Origin of the sequence: Xanthobacter agilis (assembly GCF_021730435.1) — a bacterium.
Lineage (GTDB): Bacteria > Pseudomonadota > Alphaproteobacteria > Rhizobiales > Xanthobacteraceae > Xanthobacter > Xanthobacter agilis.
The window spans coordinates 60,245-76,998 of sequence record NZ_JABWGX010000003.1; the positions used below are offsets into that span (position 1 = coordinate 60,245).

The 16,754-nt window shown below is 68.2% G+C and carries 12 protein-coding genes; 9 read left to right on the forward strand and 3 right to left on the reverse strand.

Annotated elements, in window-relative coordinates; genetic code table 11:
• The first annotated feature begins 142 nt into the window (after positions 1–142).
• Positions 143–409: a DUF2312 domain-containing protein gene (locus HUW53_RS02640; protein ID WP_237344191.1), complete on the forward strand. Its 267-nt coding sequence runs from the start codon at positions 143–145 to the stop codon at positions 407–409.
• Positions 410–584: 175 nt separating this feature from the next.
• On the opposite strand, the gene HUW53_RS02645 is transcribed toward HUW53_RS02640, so the two are convergent.
• From HUW53_RS02645 to HUW53_RS21930, 3 genes are all read right to left on the reverse strand, one after another.
• Positions 585–2,018: a peptidoglycan L,D-endopeptidase MepK gene (locus HUW53_RS02645; protein WP_237344192.1), complete on the reverse strand. Its 1,434-nt coding sequence runs from the start codon at positions 2,016–2,018 to the stop codon at positions 585–587.
• Between the two features lie 468 nt (positions 2,019–2,486).
• Positions 2,487–4,811 carry a L,D-transpeptidase scaffold domain-containing protein gene (locus HUW53_RS02650; protein WP_237344193.1) on the reverse strand — a complete coding sequence of 775 codons (2,325 nt, stop codon included), beginning with the start codon at positions 4,809–4,811 and terminating at the stop codon, positions 2,487–2,489.
• Between the two features lie 97 nt (positions 4,812–4,908).
• Entirely contained in the window at positions 4,909–5,694 is a 786-nt protein-coding gene (locus HUW53_RS21930; protein WP_307499574.1) for a response regulator, read from the reverse strand.
• A 285-nt stretch (positions 5,695–5,979) separates the two neighbouring features.
• On the opposite strand from HUW53_RS21930, the gene HUW53_RS02665 reads away from it, so the two are divergent.
• The 8 genes from HUW53_RS02665 (at position 5,980) to HUW53_RS02700 (ending at position 16,477) form a co-directional block, all read left to right on the forward strand.
• Entirely contained in the window at positions 5,980–7,818 is a 1,839-nt protein-coding gene (locus HUW53_RS02665) for a M3 family oligoendopeptidase (protein ID WP_237344336.1), read from the forward strand.
• A 196-nt stretch (positions 7,819–8,014) separates the two neighbouring features.
• Positions 8,015–9,439 carry a murein hydrolase activator EnvC family protein gene (locus HUW53_RS02670; protein ID WP_237344194.1) on the forward strand — a complete coding sequence of 475 codons (1,425 nt, stop codon included), beginning with the start codon at positions 8,015–8,017 and terminating at the stop codon, positions 9,437–9,439.
• A complete protein-coding gene (locus HUW53_RS02675; RefSeq protein WP_237344337.1) occupies positions 9,436–10,782 on the forward strand; it encodes a S41 family peptidase in 1,347 nt (448 codons plus the stop codon). Before HUW53_RS02670 ends, HUW53_RS02675 begins: the two co-directional genes overlap by 4 nt.
• Positions 10,783–11,262: 480 nt before the next feature.
• Positions 11,263–11,823 (forward strand): F0F1 ATP synthase subunit delta, encoded by a 561-nt coding sequence (locus HUW53_RS02680; protein ID WP_370877756.1) that lies wholly within the window; start codon positions 11,263–11,265, stop codon positions 11,821–11,823.
• On the forward strand, positions 11,823–13,352 hold the full coding sequence (gene atpA, locus HUW53_RS02685; RefSeq protein WP_237344195.1) for a F0F1 ATP synthase subunit alpha: 1,530 nt from the start codon (positions 11,823–11,825) through the stop codon (positions 13,350–13,352). The genes HUW53_RS02680 and atpA overlap by 1 nt, the downstream gene beginning before the upstream one ends.
• 40 nt (positions 13,353–13,392) lie before the next feature.
• Positions 13,393–14,268, forward strand: coding sequence for a F0F1 ATP synthase subunit gamma (locus HUW53_RS02690; protein ID WP_237344196.1), 876 nt, complete (start codon positions 13,393–13,395; stop codon positions 14,266–14,268).
• Positions 14,269–14,302: 34 nt separating this feature from the next.
• On the forward strand, positions 14,303–15,739 hold the full coding sequence (atpD, locus tag HUW53_RS02695) for a F0F1 ATP synthase subunit beta (RefSeq protein WP_237344197.1): 1,437 nt from the start codon (positions 14,303–14,305) through the stop codon (positions 15,737–15,739).
• A gap of 315 nt (positions 15,740–16,054) precedes the next feature.
• Positions 16,055–16,477, forward strand: a complete 423-nt coding sequence (locus tag HUW53_RS02700) for a F0F1 ATP synthase subunit epsilon (RefSeq protein WP_237344198.1) — start codon at positions 16,055–16,057, stop codon at positions 16,475–16,477.
• Positions 16,478–16,754 lie beyond the last annotated feature (277 nt).

A 16,754-nucleotide genomic window follows, 5' to 3' on the forward strand; every position in this document is an offset into this window, starting at 1 on the left:
GCGTCCCCTGCGACACCCCCCATTACGGCGGCGCGGTCGCACGGCGAATGGCGCCGTTGCGTGGAAAGCGGGGATCGATCCTTGACGCGGGCGCGACGGGGGGCCTCTATCAGCGCCCGATCAGATTGAGGAGACCTGCCAGGTGGCGGAAGAAGACGTCTCGGATGCCCCAGCGGGCTTTGCCAAGGAACAGCTCAAGTCCTTCATCGAGCGCATCGAGCGGCTCGAGGAGGAAAAGAAGGCCATTTCCGACGATATCAAGGATGTGTTCGCAGAGGCCAAGGCCAACGGCTTCGACGTGAAGGCGCTGCGCACGATTTTGAAGATCCGCAAGGAAGACGTGGACGAGCGCAAGGAGCACGACGCCATCGTCGAACTTTATTGCCAGGCCCTCGGCATCTTCATGTGATCTTGAGGCGGGGGCGGGGCGCCGGCGGCGCCGCCCCCGCCCCCGCATCTCTGACATCGGCGCGCGCGGCGGTCCGATTCCGTCCGCGTTGGCGTCACGGCCTCTTCCCATGGACGCCTTGCCGTGGCCCCCTTTGCCATAGGCCTCTTCGCCACGCGCTGGGCGCGACCACGCCCTACATGCGTTGATTGAGGGCGTAGGTGGGCGCGCGGAAGGCGAAGGTGGGCACATCCGCCACGGCGGTTCCGATGAAATTCGACTTCAGGCCGAAGCTGGCATCCCGCGAGAAGGCCATGGCCACCACCTCATTGGGTGCGGACATGAAGGCCGTGAACACGCGCAGCTCCGGCGGGCGCAGATAAAGCTCGGTGGACAGGCTCGGCGACAGGAACAGGCGGCCGAAGGCGATGGCCTGGGTTGCCGGCGCCCGTTCCCGCGACCGTCGCGCGGACGTCACCGTGCTTGCGGCCGGAGCGCGGCCGGCGATGGGGGCCGGGCCGAAGACGTCGCCCGCCGAAGCGTAGCCGAGGGCTTCCGGGGCTTCCCGGTCGGTGCCGCGGGTGATGACGGCGGGCAGCGACGCCGACGCCGTGCGGGTGCGGTTTTGGGCGTCGGTGGGTCGGCGCTGGGGCAGGGGGGCGACCAGGGCTGCGCTGGCCATCTGCTGGGTCGCGAGGGCGCCGGCGGCGATGGTGGCCGGCCGCGCCACGGGCAGCGGGGTGGCCTGCGGCACGGCCTGGGCGGTGCGGGCGGGGGCCGCGGCGCGGGGCGCCTCGCGCTCGGAGGCCTCGGCCACCGTGGTGTCCGGGGTGGTCTCCTCGTCTTCGGCGTCCGCCTTGCCGAAGAAGCCGGAGAAGAAGCTTTTCATCCCGCGTCCGGAATCGGCGGAAGCGACGGCCACGCCGGCACTTGATCCGCGCTCGCGGATCTCCGCCAGCGCCTCGGCATAATGGGCCATGGGCTTGCCGTCGGTGGGGACGTGCACGGTCTTGCCGTCGGGGAAGACGCTGGCGAGTTGGTCGCGGGTCATGCGCGGCCAGTGGCGGACATTGCCCGTGTCCATATGCACGAACGGCGAGCCGGAGGTGGGATAGAAGCCGACGCCTCCGCGCTGGAGCCGCAGCCCCGCCACCCGCAGGTCCACCAGCTTGACGCCGGGAATATAGAAATCCATGGCCTTGCCCAGCATGTGCTGGGAGAATTTGGCGACGCCCCGCGAGCGCGAGCGCAGCATGGCGTTGGTTTCCGGCGAGCGATAGGCGCTGACGATCTGGATCGGCGCGGTGGCGTCGGTCTCCCGATAGACTTCCCAGACGACGTCGAACAGCTGGGGGTCCATGGTGGTGGGCTTATCGTTGCGCCAGTCGCGCAGGAACCAGTTCAGCTTGTCCAGGGTCGCGGAATCGTAGCGGCCATCCTTCTTGAAGGTGAAGGTGCCGGTCTCACCGCGATGGCTGTGGTGCAGCGTCAAGGTTCGGGTGTCGCCATTGGCGACCGCGTTCTGGAGCGCCGTGGACCCCATGACCAGGAGCGTGACGCCGATGGCCGATGCGCGCAGCACCCGCGCGCCGCGGCGCATGGGACGGGAGAAGACCGTGAAAACGGTCAAGGCGGAAGTCCTGGCCAATGTCGCGAACCCGGGGCTCTGGTTTCGTTGGCGCCGCGGCGAACCGCGACGTGTAGCTAACGGAGTCTTGCCGGGTTCGGTTAAGGGCGAATTGACATCCACTCCCTCCGACGCATGGCACCCATGATGGTCACGCCGTCGTGACATCCCACACCACCGTGGCTACCGGCGGAGTATGGCGAAAACGTGCTGGAAGCTGGTGCGGGGCTGTGACGGAAACGCCATAGGCAAGGCGATCAGGCCGATGCGAGGCTCGTGGATCTGCGGCAAAAGCGCGCGAACCTGGTCGTGACGCAAAGGCCGTCGGCGCGCCGTGCGCTCTTGCTATCCAATGTTTTCAGTCTGTTGTGGGATAGAGGCCGTGTCGTCAGAAGGTCTCGACGGGGCGGCTTGAGGTGTGCCGCAGGGCGCGGCGGCCGCCGGGTATGGGGCGCCGGGCGGCCGTGCGAATCACCTGCGGGCGGGGGTACCGCCGTCGGCCATGCGGCGCTTGGCGGCGCCGAGGCCGAGCCGCGATTTCACCTCGGCGTTGATGCCGTAGAGATCGTCGCGGGTCTCCAGCCGGCCGGCGGCGTTCACGAAAGTGGTGAAATAGACCACATGCACCGGAATGCGCTGCTTCAGGGTGACGTAGCGTTCCTTGCCGCCGAACATCTTGCCGATCCGCTGGGCGGTCCAGTTCTCGCCCGGCAGGCCGATGTTGAACAGCGCCTCGCCGAACTCCAGCGGGTCCTGAACGCGCATGCAGCCGTGGCTGAAGGCGCGCTGATCCCGCTCGAACAGCGCCTTGGACGGCGTGTCGTGGAGATAGACCGAGTGGTCGTTGGGGAACATGAACTTGATGCGGCCGAGGGCGTTCCGCTCTCCCGGCGACTGGCGGAAGGTGTAGCCGCCGGAGCCGTTGCGCACCACCTCGATGCCGCGCCGCTGCAGGGCGGAAGGGTCGGAGCGCAGCAGCGGCATCATCTCGTTGCGGGCGATGGACGGCGGGATGTTCCAGGCCGGGTTCACCACCGCATAGCGCATGTCCTGGCTGAGGAGCGGCGTGGGCGTCTCCTTCTTGCCCACCACGATGCGGGTCTCGTGGATCACCGCGTCGCCTTCGTGGATGCGGGCCAGGTATTCGGGGATGTTGACCCACACATAATAGGCGCCGAGGTCGCGCGGCAGCCAGCGCCAGCGCTCCATATTGGCGATGATGTCGGCCTTCGTCTCCGCGCTCGGCGCCGCCGAGACGCTCCGGTTGAGGGCGGTCACGGTGGCCGCGCCCAGCACGCCGGTGGGCTTCAGCCGCACGCTGTCCTGGAACGCCTTCACGGCGGTGACGAGGGCCGGATCATAGGTGAGGTCGCCGCGCGCGCCGGGCAGGCCGAGGCGTGCGCGCAGGGCCGGCACGCGAGCATCGCTGTCGCCGGGCTTCAACAGTTCGCCGGGTGGAATGGCGACCTGGGCCGGACCTTTCGGCTGGCTCAGGCTGGCGAGCTTTGCCTTGAGGGCCTTGTAGCCGGTGTGGGGCGGGTTGAAGGCCGCCAGCGTCCCGTTGACGTCCGCTACGGTCGAAAGGGTGGCGAGCACCGCCGCCGGATCGGGGATCTCGCGGGTGGGGGTCACCATCTCGGAGATGCGGTTGGGATCGAAGCGGCCTGACTGGGCGTGACGGGCATAGGTCAGCGCCGCGACCGCCAGGCGCAGTTCGGTCGCCGCGAGCGTCGCGGCATCGGCGCCGCGTGGCGGCTTGGTCACGCCATAGTCGGCCGGGTCGAGCCCGTCCTCTTCGGCGAGGGAGAGGCGGGCGAGCACCGCCGTGCCACGGGCGTTCACGCCCCGCTCATCGACGAAGGCGGGCAGGCCCTGGCGGGCGCCGTAGAAGGCCACCAGGGCTTCCGTTTCCTTCTTGGTCGCGCCGAGGCCGGTGGGCTGCGCGAGCTGCACGGCGATGGCCTCGGCCACCGGCGCCAGCGGCCCCGCGATCCCGGCCACCGCCGGTGCCGGGGCGCCGATCGCTGCTTGAGCCGGGGTCGCCTGCGCTGGGGCCGGCGGTGGCGGATTGCTCTGGGCCGCCGTCTGGCCCGCCGGAGGCTGGGCCGGCGCAACCGGCATCGCGGCGGCATGAGCCGGCGCGAGCGCGGGCGGCGCCACCGGAGCGGTCGCGCTCTGGGGCGTGGCCACCGGCGGGCCGTTGGGCGCGAGGTCGGGCGCGGTCTGGTTGGCGGCGCCCTGGCTGCTCGACGCCGCGGCGCGGGGTGGGGCAGGTGCTTCGGCGTGGTCGGGCGCGAGGGGCGCCGCCGGCATGGCGTCGGCGCGCGGCGCGGCCGGGGCGATGGGGAGGGCTTGCGGCGCCGGCCGGGTGGCCACGGCCTGAGCCGGGGACTCGCCGTTGCCGGCGGCATCGATACCGCTCGCGCTCGGATACGCCGTCGCTGGCCGGGGTGCTCCCGTGGCCGTCACGGGGACGGCACTCACGGGCGGGGCATTCACGGGCAGAGCATTCACCGGGGCGGCTTCGGCCTGCCGGGGCGGGTCGGCGGTGCCCATGCCGGCATTGTTGGTGGTGGGCGCGGTCGGGCGCGGGCCGTTGAGCAGCGCGCGCGCCGAGGCGGCCGCTGGCGACGGGCTCAAGGGCGCGTCGCCCGGTCCGGCCTCGGCCGCCGGAAGCCAGGACAAGGCGAGGGCAAGGCTGATGACGCTGGCGCCTACGCGGCGGGCGAGCCTGCCGTCGTGGTGGCGGGTGGGCGCGATGGCGTGCCCGGTGTGCCGTGTGGTTGTGACCCCCATGGTCTTCTCCTCGCCGCTGTCCCGCATGTTCTGGTGCCGTGGCCGATGCCCCCGATCAACTCACAAGCGTGAGGCGCGCGGGGTTTTCGCGCGCTTGTCACTCAGCGGCAACAATATGGGCTGCTATCGGTTCCAGATGGTGCGGTGGCACCGCTCCGAGGTGGGCGAATGCCCCCTCCTGGGCGGTAAGGCCGAGCCGCGAAAGCTTGCGATAAAGGGTGGAGCGGCCGATGCCGAGCCGACGCGCCACCTCCGTGAGTCGTCCGCCGTAGAGGGCGCAGGCAAAGCGGATCGCCTTTTCCTCGATGTCCTCGAGCGGCCGCACATGGCCTGTCTGATCGAGGAAGGGCGCGGGCTGCGGGGCAGGCGAGGGGGCCTGCCCGACCGCATGGAGCGTCACGACGTTCTCGTGTGGAGCGCGGGCGTCGCGGAGCGTCACAACGCGCTCGCGCGGCGTTTGCGCATCGCGCGGGGGCTGGGCCTCGCGCGCCACCGCCGTCGGCTGCGGGCCGCCAATGGCGCCCAGCGCGATGGCATTGGCGAGGGCCACCCGCAGGCGCAGCGCTCCAGCGGGCTTCACCACGAAATCCCGTGCCCCGGCGCGGATGGCGGAGGCGGCCAGGTCGAGGCCCGCGGCGGTCACCGCCGCCACCACCGGCGTGGCGATGCCGCGCGCCTTCATGGCGCCCAACAGGCCCATGCCGTCCAGTTCCGGCAGCACCAGATCGAGCAGCACCACGTCGAACGCCATGCGTTCCATGAGGGCCAGCGCCGCGTCGCCGTCGCGGGCGAGGGTGGCGTCATAGCCCATCTGGAGCAGGGCCGATTCGAGGCGGCGCGCTTCGAGAGGGTCATCTTCGACCAGCAGCAGCAAGGGTTTCATGGGAATCCGGCGGGGTGCGAAACAGGTCCAGCTTGGCGGGTGTTGGTTAAGCAAGTCTGAGTGTCACGCATTCGTGTGCCGCCGCGGCGGGGCAGCCAGCGGGGCGGGCCGTGTGGCGGGGGCGGCGCGTGGCGGGTTGCGGCGCGGCGCCATTGAGGTGATCGTGGCCCCCGAGCTATTGAGGGTGCCGCAGGCGCCCGTCCTGATCTTGCCGGAGGTTCCATGTCGCTTCATCGTCGCCCCGCCGAGCTGTCCGTCCATGCGCCCGAGAGGGCGGACGGGGGCATGGTCGCCCAACGGGGCCAGGTCCATGCGGCCGCCGCCGGGGGCGCCGTGGCCGCCGCGGAAACGCTGCCCGAGTGGAACCTGTCCGATCTTTACCCGGCCATGGACGCGCCGGAGCTGGAAGCCGACCTCATCAAGGCGGATATCGAGTGCAAGGCGTTCGCGGAGGCCTACAAGGGCAAGCTCGCCGCCATGCTCGCCGGCACCGAGGCCGGGGCCGCCCTGGCCGCGGCGGTGACGCGCTATGAGGAGATCGACGACCTCATCGGCCGAATCGCCTCCTATGGCAGCCTGATCTATGCGGGCGACACGTCCGATCCGGCCCGCGCCAAGTTTTATGGCGACATCCAGGAGCGCCTGACCGACGCCTCCACCCATCTTCTGTTCTTCGCCCTGGAGCTGAACCGGCTCGACGACGCGGCGCTGGAAGCGGCGATGGCGGACCCGGCGCTCGCCCATTACCGGCCCTGGGTCGAGGACCTGCGCAAGGACAAGCCCTACCAGCTCGACGACAAGATCGAGCAGCTCTTCCACGAGAAGTCGAGCCCGTCCCGCTCCGCCTGGGGCCGGCTGTTCGACGAGACCATGGCCTCCCTGCGTTTCAGCGTGAACGGGCAGGAACTCGCCATCGAGCCGACCTTGAACCTCATGCAGGACACCAAGGAAGAGGTCCGCCGCGCCGCCGGTCTCGCGCTGGGCGATACCTTTTCCAAGAATCTGCGGTTGTTCTCCCTCATCACCAACACCCTGGCCAAGGACAAGGAGATCTCCGACCGCTGGCGCGGCTTTCCGGATGTCGCCTCCGCCCGCCACCTGTCCAACCGGGTGGAGAAGGAGGTGGTGGATGCCATGGTGGAGGCCATCCGCGGCGCCTATCCGCGCCTCTCGCACCGCTATTACGCGCTGAAGGCCCGCTGGTTCGGCAAGGACAAGCTGGAATTCTGGGATCGCAACGCGCCCCTGCCCAAGGTGGAGACCGCCGACATCGGCTGGCGCGAGGCCAGGGACACCGTGCTGTCCGCCTATGGCGCCTTCTCGCCGAAGATGGCGGACATCGCCGGCGTATTTTTTGACAAGGGGTGGATCGACGCGCCGGTGCGTCCCGGCAAGTCGCCCGGCGCCTTCGCCCATCCCACCGTGCCGTCGGCCCATCCCTATGTGCTGCTCAACTACCAGGGCAAGCCGCGGGACGTCATGACGCTCGCCCATGAACTCGGACACGGCGTGCACCAGGTGCTTGCCGCCCGCCAGGGGGCGCTGATGGCGCCGACCCCGCTGACGCTGGCCGAAACCGCCTCGGTGTTCGGCGAGATGCTGACCTTCCGCCGGCTCCTCGACCAGGCGCAGACGCCGCGCGCCCGCAAGATCATGCTCGCCCAGAAGGTGGAGGACATGATCAACACGGTGGTCCGCCAGACCGCCTTCTACACCTTCGAACGCCACGTCCACACCGAGCGCCGCAACGGCGAGCTGACCGCCGAGGCCATCGGCGAGATCTGGATGAAGGTGCAGGGGGAGAGCCTCGGCCCGGCCATCAATCTCGGGGCGGGCTATGAGACCTTCTGGACCTACATTCCCCACTTCATCCACTCGCCTTTCTATGTCTACGCCTATGCGTTCGGCGACTGCCTCGTGAACTCGCTGTACGCGGTCTATGAGAAGGCGGCGGACGGATTTGCGGAGCGCTATCTGGCGATGCTGGCGGCGGGCGGCACCAAGCACCATTCGGAGTTGCTCGCTCCGTTCGGCCTCGATGCCCGCGACCCGGCCTTCTGGCAGACCGGCCTGTCGCTGATCGACGGCATGATCTCCGAGTTGGAAAGCCTGGAGACGGCCTGAGCGCACCGGTCCGCGCCCCGTCCTGAGGCGGGGCGCGGGTGGTGTTATACGGGGTGCTGCGGCACGTGTGGGTGATGCCCCCGCGCCGGGGCGTGCGTCCGCGCCACCGGGCGGCGTGCGCGCGGGTCCGGCGGAATTGCCGCGCGGCGTGACGGCCTTTACGTCTCATCAACCCTGCCGCCTTAAGCATTGGTTCATGATGCGGAGATCCGGGCTGCTGCTGTGTGCCTGCGCCATCGGCCTCGCCGGGCCGGTGACGACGGCCCGTGGCCAGGACGCCCCCGGTGTGCCCCCGGCCCCGGCGCCGTTCGCGCCGGCCCCCGGGGCGCAGGGGGCCGCGCGGCCGCCCTTGCGGGTGCCGCTGCCGCCGGCGTCTCCGGTGCGCCGCGGCCTCGATACCGATGCGCTCAAGGCCGATGTCAGGGGCAGCGCCGAATTTCAGAAGCGCATCGCCGCCGAGCTGGATGCCGCCAAGGGCGACCGTGCCAAGCTCAACACCCTGCTGCTGGAGACCGCCGACCGGTCGCGGGCGGTGGAGCTGCAACTGATCGACGTGGAGGGGCGTATCGGCGCCCTCGATCTATCCGCCGCGCAGCTCTCGGCGTCCCTCGCCAAGCGGCGCGACGTGCTCGCGGAGGTGCTGGCGGCGCTGCTGCGCATGGGGCGCAATCCGCCGCCGGCGCTGCTGATGCGGCCCGATGATGCGCTCGACGCGGTGCGCTCGGCGATCCTGCTGGGGGCGCTTCTGCCCGAGCTGCGGGTGGAAGCGGAGACCCTGGCCGCCGACCTCTCCGACCTGGTGCGGGTGCGCGGCGAGCTTACGGCGGCGCGGGAGAGCCTTGGCCAGTTGCGGACCGCGCTGGACCAGGACAAGAAGCGCCTTGCCGCCCTTGTCGGCGAGCGCCAGCGCCGGCAGGCGGAGGCCCATCCCCTGCCGCAGGGTGAGAAGGCCCAGGTCGATTCGGTGGCGAAGACCTCTACCGATGTGCACGATCTCGTGACCCGGATGGAGAGCGAGGCGCCGCCCGCCGCCCGCGCAGCCGACGCGGCCCGCGCGGCGCCGAGCCCCTCGGCGGCGGCGAAGTCCGACCTTGCGGCCCTGCAGAACCCGGCGCGGATCGCCCCGGCGGTCCCCTTCATTGAGGCCAAAGGCCTGCTGCCGCTACCGGTTGCGGGCGTGCGGGTGCGCGACTTCGGCGCTCCGGACGATGTGGGCGCGGCGGCCAAGGGGCTCAGCATCGCCACCCGCGCCGGTGCCCAGGTAACGGCGCCAGCCGATGGTTGGGTGGTTTATGCCGGACCGTTCCGCAGCTATGGCCAACTCTTGATTATCAACGCCGGCGACGGATACCATATCTTGATGGCGGGCATGGAAAAGATCACCGTGGACCTCGGCCAGTTCGTGCTTGCCGGGGAGCCGGTGGGGATTATGGGTGGCCTCGCGCGGATGAGCCCTGCGGCGGCTGGCGCCGCGCCTGTCGGCGGCGCCCCAATTGGCGGCCTGCCCCTTGGCACAGCCTCGGGACAGCCCCAATTGTATGTTGAATTTCGTAAGGACGGGAACTCCATCGATCCCGCCCCCTGGTGGGCGGCAACGGACAGTCGGAAGGTGCGCGGATAATGCGTCGGACATCCCTATTTCTCTTCGGCGTTGCGGCCGGCGCTCTGGTGGCGGTCGCCGCCGTGCAACCGCGCGCCCTTCTCGGCACCGCGGCGGAAGCGGCGTCTTCGGACACCTACCGTCAGCTCAACCTGTTCGGTGACGTGTTCGAGCGGGTGCGCTCGGACTATGTGGAGAAGCCGGAGGATTCGAAGCTGATCGAATCCGCCATCAACGGCATGCTGCAGTCGCTTGATCCCCATTCCTCCTACATGGACGCGAAGAATCACCGCGACATGCAGGTGCAGACCAAGGGTGAGTTCGGCGGCCTCGGCATCGAGGTGACCATGGAAGACGGCCTGGTGAAGGTGGTCGCGCCCATGGAGGATACGCCCGCCGCCAAGGCCGGCGTGCTGGCCGGCGACCTCATCACCAAGCTCAACGGCGAGGCGGTGCAGGGCCTGAGCCTGAACGAGGCGGTGGACAAGATGCGCGGTGCCGTGGGCACGCCCATCACCCTCACCATCGTCCGCAAGGGCGCCGACAAGCCGCTGGACCTCAAGGTCACGCGCGACACCATCAAGATCAAGGTGGTGCGCTCGCGGGTGGAGTCGGGCGACATCGCCTATATCCGCGTCAATTCCTTCAACGAGCAGACCTTCGACGGCCTGAAGAAGGCCATCGACGACCTGACCGCCGAGATCGGCCCGGACAAGCTCAAGGGCTACATCATCGATCTGCGCAACAATCCCGGCGGCCTGCTGGATCAGGCCATCGCGGTGTCCGACGCCTTCCTGGATCGCGGCGAGATCGTCTCGACCCGCGGTCGCAATCCCGAGGAGACGCAGCGCTTCAACGCGCGCGGCGGCGACCTCACCAAGGGCAAGCCGGTGATCGTGCTGGTGAACGGCGGCTCGGCCTCCGCCTCGGAGATCGTGGCGGGCGCGCTTCAGGACCAGAAGCGGGCCACCGTGCTCGGCTCGCGCACCTTCGGCAAGGGCTCGGTTCAGACCATCATCCCGCTCGGCCAGAATGGGGCGCTGCGGCTGACCACGGCGCGCTACTACACCCCCGCCGGCCGTTCCATCCAGGCCAAGGGCATCGAGCCGGACATCGTTCTGGCGCAGGACATGCCCGACGAGGTGAAGGCCAAGTTCGGGGCTACCGGCGACACCACGCGCGGCGAGGCGTCCCTCAAGGGCCATTTGAAGAACGGTGACGACGAGCAGGCGGGTTCGCCCTCCTATGTGCCGCCGGACCCGAAGGACGACACTCAGCTCAAGCTGGCCGTCGAGCTGATGCAGGGCACCGTGAAGAACGCGGCCTTCCCCGCGACTCCCAGCAAGACCACCCAGGCCAACTGACCCCCGGAACCCCATCGGGGTGCCGAAAATGAGCGCACACGGACGCCTCTGCTCAATCTTTGAGCGGGGGCGTTTTCGTAAATGGGGACGGCGCTGCATTCGAGCAACGGTTGCGCTTTGCCGGCGCCGCCGGGCGCGCGCGCCGCGCGGGGGCCGGGTTGGCATTTTCGTTTATTTATGCGGCTTCGGGCTCTGTCTCGGCGCCGGGATTTGCTCCCCATGGCGCGACTGCGGGGGCGTCCGGCTGCATCCCTGGGTGCGTCCGCGATGGCAACGTGATGCTCCCGGTGCGGCAATGCGGCCTAGGCGCCATCCTTCGGTCATGTTGCCGCCTTGATCCGCCTGTGTTAGGCAACCCGGGATTTCCAAGGTGGGGTTTCGCCCGCTGGCGAGATCACCCTATAATATTCCCAACAGATCAAGGGTTTGGGTCATAGCCGGGGCAAACCTGCCCGGGGGGCGGCTGCAAATCCGAGAGAGGTGCGGGTGGCGGATACGATCGTGTCAGGCATGGCGGGGCGCTACGCGACCGCGCTGTTCGAACTGGCGGATGAAGCCGGCGCCATTGATTCCGTGAAAACGGATCTCGATCGCCTGTCGGCCCTCATTGCCGAAAGTGCGGATCTGGCGCGGCTGGTGAAGAGTCCTGTCTTCACGGCCGATGTGCAGCTTTCCGCCATGACAGCCATTTTGGAAAAGGCCGGGATTGGCGGCCTTGCGGGCAATTTCGTGAAGCTGGTGGCGCAAAATCGTCGCCTGTTCGCGCTTCCGCAAATGATTGTCGCCTTCACCGACCTGGTCGCTGCCAAGCGCGGCGAGACCACGGCGCAGGTGACGGTGGCGCAGCCCTTGAGCGACGCGCATCTCGCCGAGCTGAAGGACACGCTGGCTCAAAAGACTGGTAAGGACGTGCGCCTCGACGTCAGCGTCGACCCGTCCATCCTCGGTGGTCTCATTGTGAAGCTTGGCTCGCGCATGGTCGACGCTTCGTTGAAGACCAAACTCAATTCTATCCGGCATGCGATGAAAGAGGTCCGCTGATGGACATTCGAGCCGCTGAAATTTCCGCCATCCTCAAGGGGCAGATCCAGAATTTCGGCCAGGACGCCGAGGTGTCCGAGGTCGGTCAGGTTCTCTCCGTCGGTGACGGCATCGCCCGCGTCTACGGCCTCGACAATGTCCAGGCCGGTGAGATGGTGGAGTTCGAGAACGGCACCCGCGGCATGGCGCTGAACCTCGAAATCGACAACGTCGGTATCGTGATCTTCGGCTCCGACCGTGAGATCAAGGAAGGCCAGACCGTCAAGCGCACCGGCGCCATCGTGGACGCGCCCGTGGGCAAGGGTCTGCTGGGCCGCGTCGTGGACGCCCTCGGCAATCCGATCGACGGCAAGGGCCCGATCGAATACACCGAGCGTCGCCGCGTGGACGTGAAGGCCCCTGGCATCATCCCGCGCAAGTCGGTCCATGAGCCCATGCAGACCGGCCTCAAGGCCATCGATGCGCTGATCCCGATCGGCCGCGGCCAGCGCGAGCTCATCATCGGCGATCGTCAGACCGGCAAGACCGCGGTCGCGCTCGATGCCATCTTGAACCAGAAGCCCATCAACCAGGGCACCGACGAGAAGGCCAAGCTCTACTGCGTGTATGTCGCGGTGGGTCAGAAGCGCTCCACCGTCGCCCAGTTCGTGAAGGTGCTGGAAGAGCACGGCGCGCTCGAATATTCGATCGTCGTCGCCGCCACCGCCTCCGACGCGGCCCCCATGCAGTTCCTGGCGCCGTTCACCGGCACCGCCATGGGCGAGTACTTCCGTGACAACGGCATGCACGCGCTCATCATCCATGACGACCTGTCCAAGCAGGCCGTGGCCTACCGCCAGATGTCGCTGCTGCTGCGCCGCCCGCCGGGCCGCGAGGCCTATCCCGGCGACGTCTTCTATCTGCACTCCCGTCTGCTGGAGCGCGCGGCCAAGCTGAACGACGCCAACGGCGCCGGCTCGCTGACCGCCCTGCCGGTCATCGAGACCCAGGCGAACGACGTGTCGGCCTACATTCCGACCAACGTGATCTCCATCACCGATGGCCAGATCTTCCTTGAGTCCGATCTGTTCTACCAGGGCATTCGCCCGGCGGTGAACGTCGGCCTGTCGGTGTCGCGCGTGGGCTCCTCGGCCCAGATCAAGGCGATGAAGCAGGTGGCCGGCAAGATCAAGGGCGAGCTCGCCCAGTATCGTGAGCTGGCGGCGTTCGCGCAGTTCGGGTCGGACCTCGATGCCTCCACCCAGAAGCTGCTCAATCGTGGCGCCCGCCTCACAGAGCTGCTCAAGCAGAGCCAGTTCGCGCCGCTCAAGGTCGAGGAGCAGGTGGCGGTGATCTTCGCCGGCACCAACGGCTATCTGGATCCGCTGCCGGTCTCCAAGGTGCGGGAGTTCGAACAGGGCCTGCTGCTGGCGCTCCGCTCGCAGCATCCCGAGATCCTCGAGGCCATCCGGACCTCCAAGGAGCTGTCCAAGGACACCGCCGAGAAGCTGGCGAAGGCCCTCGACGCCTTCGCCAAGAGCTTCGCCTGAGCGGCTCCTGATAGTTCCTCGAACCTGACGGACGGGCGCGATGGCGAGTCTGAAGGACCTAAGAAACCGCATCGCTTCGGTGAAAGCGACGCAGAAGATCACCAAGGCGATGCAAATGGTCGCCGCGGCGAAGCTGCGTCGTGCCCAGCAGGCGGCGGAAGCCGCCCGGCCCTATGCCGAGCGCATGGAGACGGTGCTGGGCAACCTTGCTGCGGGCATTGTGGGCAATTCCCAGGCGCCGGTTCTGCTGGCGGGAACCGGTAAAACCCAGACGCATCTGCTGCTGGTGTGCACCGGCGAACGCGGACTGTGCGGCGCCTTCAACAGCTCGATCGCGCGCATGGCGCGCGACAGGGCGCAGTTGCTGCTCGCGGAAGGCAAGGAGGTCAAGATCCTCTGTGTCGGCCGCAAGGGCGCCGAACAGCTGCGCCGGGTCTATCCCGACCGCATCCTCGAGGTGGTGGACCTGCGCGCGGTGCGCACCATCGGCTTCAAGGAAGCGCACGAGATCAGCTCCAAGGTGCTGAAGCTGCTCAACGCGGGCGCGTTCGATGTCTGCACGCTCTTTTATTCCAACTTCAAGAGCGTGATCCAGCAGGTGCCCACGGCCCAGCAGATCATTCCCGCGACCTTCCCCGAGCGCGACAGCGCCGAGGCTGGGCCGGTTTATGAATACGAGCCTACGGAAGAAGAGATCCTTGCCGATCTCCTGCCGCGCAACATCGCGGTGCAGATCTTCCGCGCGCTGCTGGAGAATCAGGCGTCCTTCTACGGCTCGCAAATGAGCGCCATGGATAACGCCACCCGCAACGCGGGCGACATGATCAAGAAGCAGACGCTCACCTACAACCGCACCCGCCAGGCCATGATCACGAAGGAACTCATCGAGATCATCTCTGGCGCCGAGGCCCTCTGACGCCTCGCGACCGAAGATACGAAGGACGACGAAAATGGCGAACAAGGTCGGACGCATCACCCAGGTCATCGGCGCCGTCGTCGACGTGCAGTTCGACGGCCACCTGCCGGCGATTCTCAACGCGCTGGAGACCACCAACCAGGGCAATCGCCTGGTCCTCGAAGTCGCCCAGCACCTCGGCGAGAATACCGTGCGCACCATCGCCATGGACGCCACCGAGGGTCTCGTGCGCGGCCAGGAAGTCGTCGACACCGATGGCTCCATCGAGGTGCCGGTGGGCGATGGCACCCTCGGCCGCATCATGAACGTGATCGGCGAGCCGGTGGACGAGCTGGGGCCCATCACCTTCACGCAGAAGCGCGGCATTCACCAGCCGGCGCCCTCCTACGCCGATCAGGCGACGGAAGCCGAGATCCTCGTCACCGGGATCAAGGTGGTGGATCTGCTCGCGCCTTATGCCAAGGGCGGCAAGGTCGGCCTGTTCGGCGGTGCCGGCGTGGGCAAGACCGTGCTCATCATGGAGCTCATCAACAACGTCGCCAAGGCGCACGGCGGTTATTCCGTGTTCGCGGGCGTCGGTGAGCGCACCCGTGAGGGCAACGATCTCTATTACGAGATGATCGAGTCCAACGTGAACAAGGACCCCAAGGAGCACAACGGCTCCGCCGAGGGATCCAAGTGCGCGCTCGTGTACGGGCAGATGAACGAACCTCCGGGCGCCCGCGCCCGCGTCGCGCTCACCGGCCTGACGGTCGCCGAGTATTTCCGCGACCAGGGCCAGGACGTGCTGTTCTTCGTGGACAACATCTTCCGCTTCACCCAGGCCGGTTCGGAAGTGTCGGCTCTGCTCGGCCGCATTCCCTCCGCGGTGGGCTATCAGCCGACCCTGGCCACGGACATGGGCGCCCTGCAGGAGCGCATCACCACCACCACCAAGGGGTCGATCACCTCGGTGCAGGCGATCTATGTGCCGGCCGACGATCTGACCGATCCGGCGCCGGCCGCCTCCTTCGCCCATCTGGATGCCACGACCGTGCTGTCGCGCTCGATCGCGGAAAAGGGCATCTATCCGGCGGTGGATCCGCTCGACTCCACCTCGCGCATGCTGTCGCCGGCCATTCTCGGCGAGGAGCATTACAACACCGCCCGTCAGGTCCAGCAGACCCTGCAGCGGTACAAGGCGCTTCAGGACATCATCGCGATCCTGGGCATGGACGAACTGTCCGAAGAGGACAAGCTCACCGTCGCCCGCGCCCGCAAGATCGAGCGCTTCCTGTCGCAGCCGTTCCATGTGGCCGAGGTGTTCACTGGCTCGCCCGGTAAGCTGGTGGACCTCAAGGACACCATCGCCGGCTTCAAGGGGCTGGTGGAAGGCAAGTACGACTATTTGCCCGAGCAGGCCTTCTACATGGTCGGTTCCATGGAAGAGGCGATCGAAAAGGGCAAGAAGCTGGCGGCTGAGGCGGCCTGAGTTTCGATGCCGACACGTCGCGGCCCGGCTGGTCCGGGTCGCGACGGTAGTGTTTGTAGGGTGCGGCGACGCGGACGTCGGTTCTCGTCCCTGTACTTGGGAAACCGGCGGTCGCGGGTTACAGGCGGTCCAGGGGCGGCCCGTTGGTCGGTTCGAGGCGGCTTTGGGGCCCCGTGCCGTGCCTTGGTCGTGCCAGGTAAGAGATAATCGGCGCGGGTCGGCGCCGGGCCGGGTCTTGGACGCGGTTCGGGGTGCTCGCCCGCAGCGGGGCCATCCGGGGCCGGAGACCGGAGATGCAAGGAACCGGAGACGAACATGGCGCGCTTATCCTTTGAACTCGTTTCGCCCGAGCGGCTGGTGTTCTCCGGCGCGGTGACCGAAGTGATCGTGCCGGGCGCCGAAGGCGAGTTCGGTGTGCTGGCGGGGCATGCGCCGTTCATCGGCACGCTGAAGCCGGGCATTCTCACCATCAAGGCGGAAGGCGCGCCGAAGCGCTATTTCGTGCGGGGTGGCTTTGCCGAAGTGAACACCGGTGGCCTGACGATCCTCGCCGAAGAGGCGAAGGCGGTGGAAGAGATCGAGCCGGCGGCGCTGCGTCAGCAGATCGCGGACGCCAAGGAAGACGTGGCGGACGCCCAGGGCGACGACGCCCTCCAGCGCGCGGAGCGTCACTTGGCGGATCTTGAGCAGGTGGCCGAGGCGTTGGAACGCGGCTTCGCCGCGCCCGCTGGCCATTGAGCTGCGGAGATTTTCGCAGGTTGGGAGGCCGGGCCGCAACGCCCGGCCTTTTTGTTGTGCGCTCCCTCAGGCGGCGGGCGTCGAACCGCAGTGCCTGATCCCGGTGAGGCGCGCTGCCCGTGCGGGGCGCTCATCTTGGTGCGGCGTCGGTCGCGTCGTGTGCGCCGCATCGCTGGCCGAGCTGGCATCGGGGACCGGTCAGATTGCAATTTCGGTGGCAAAGTGAGCGGCAGATCCCGCTCGCGCGGATCGCCCTCATGGCGGCGCGCTGCGGAGG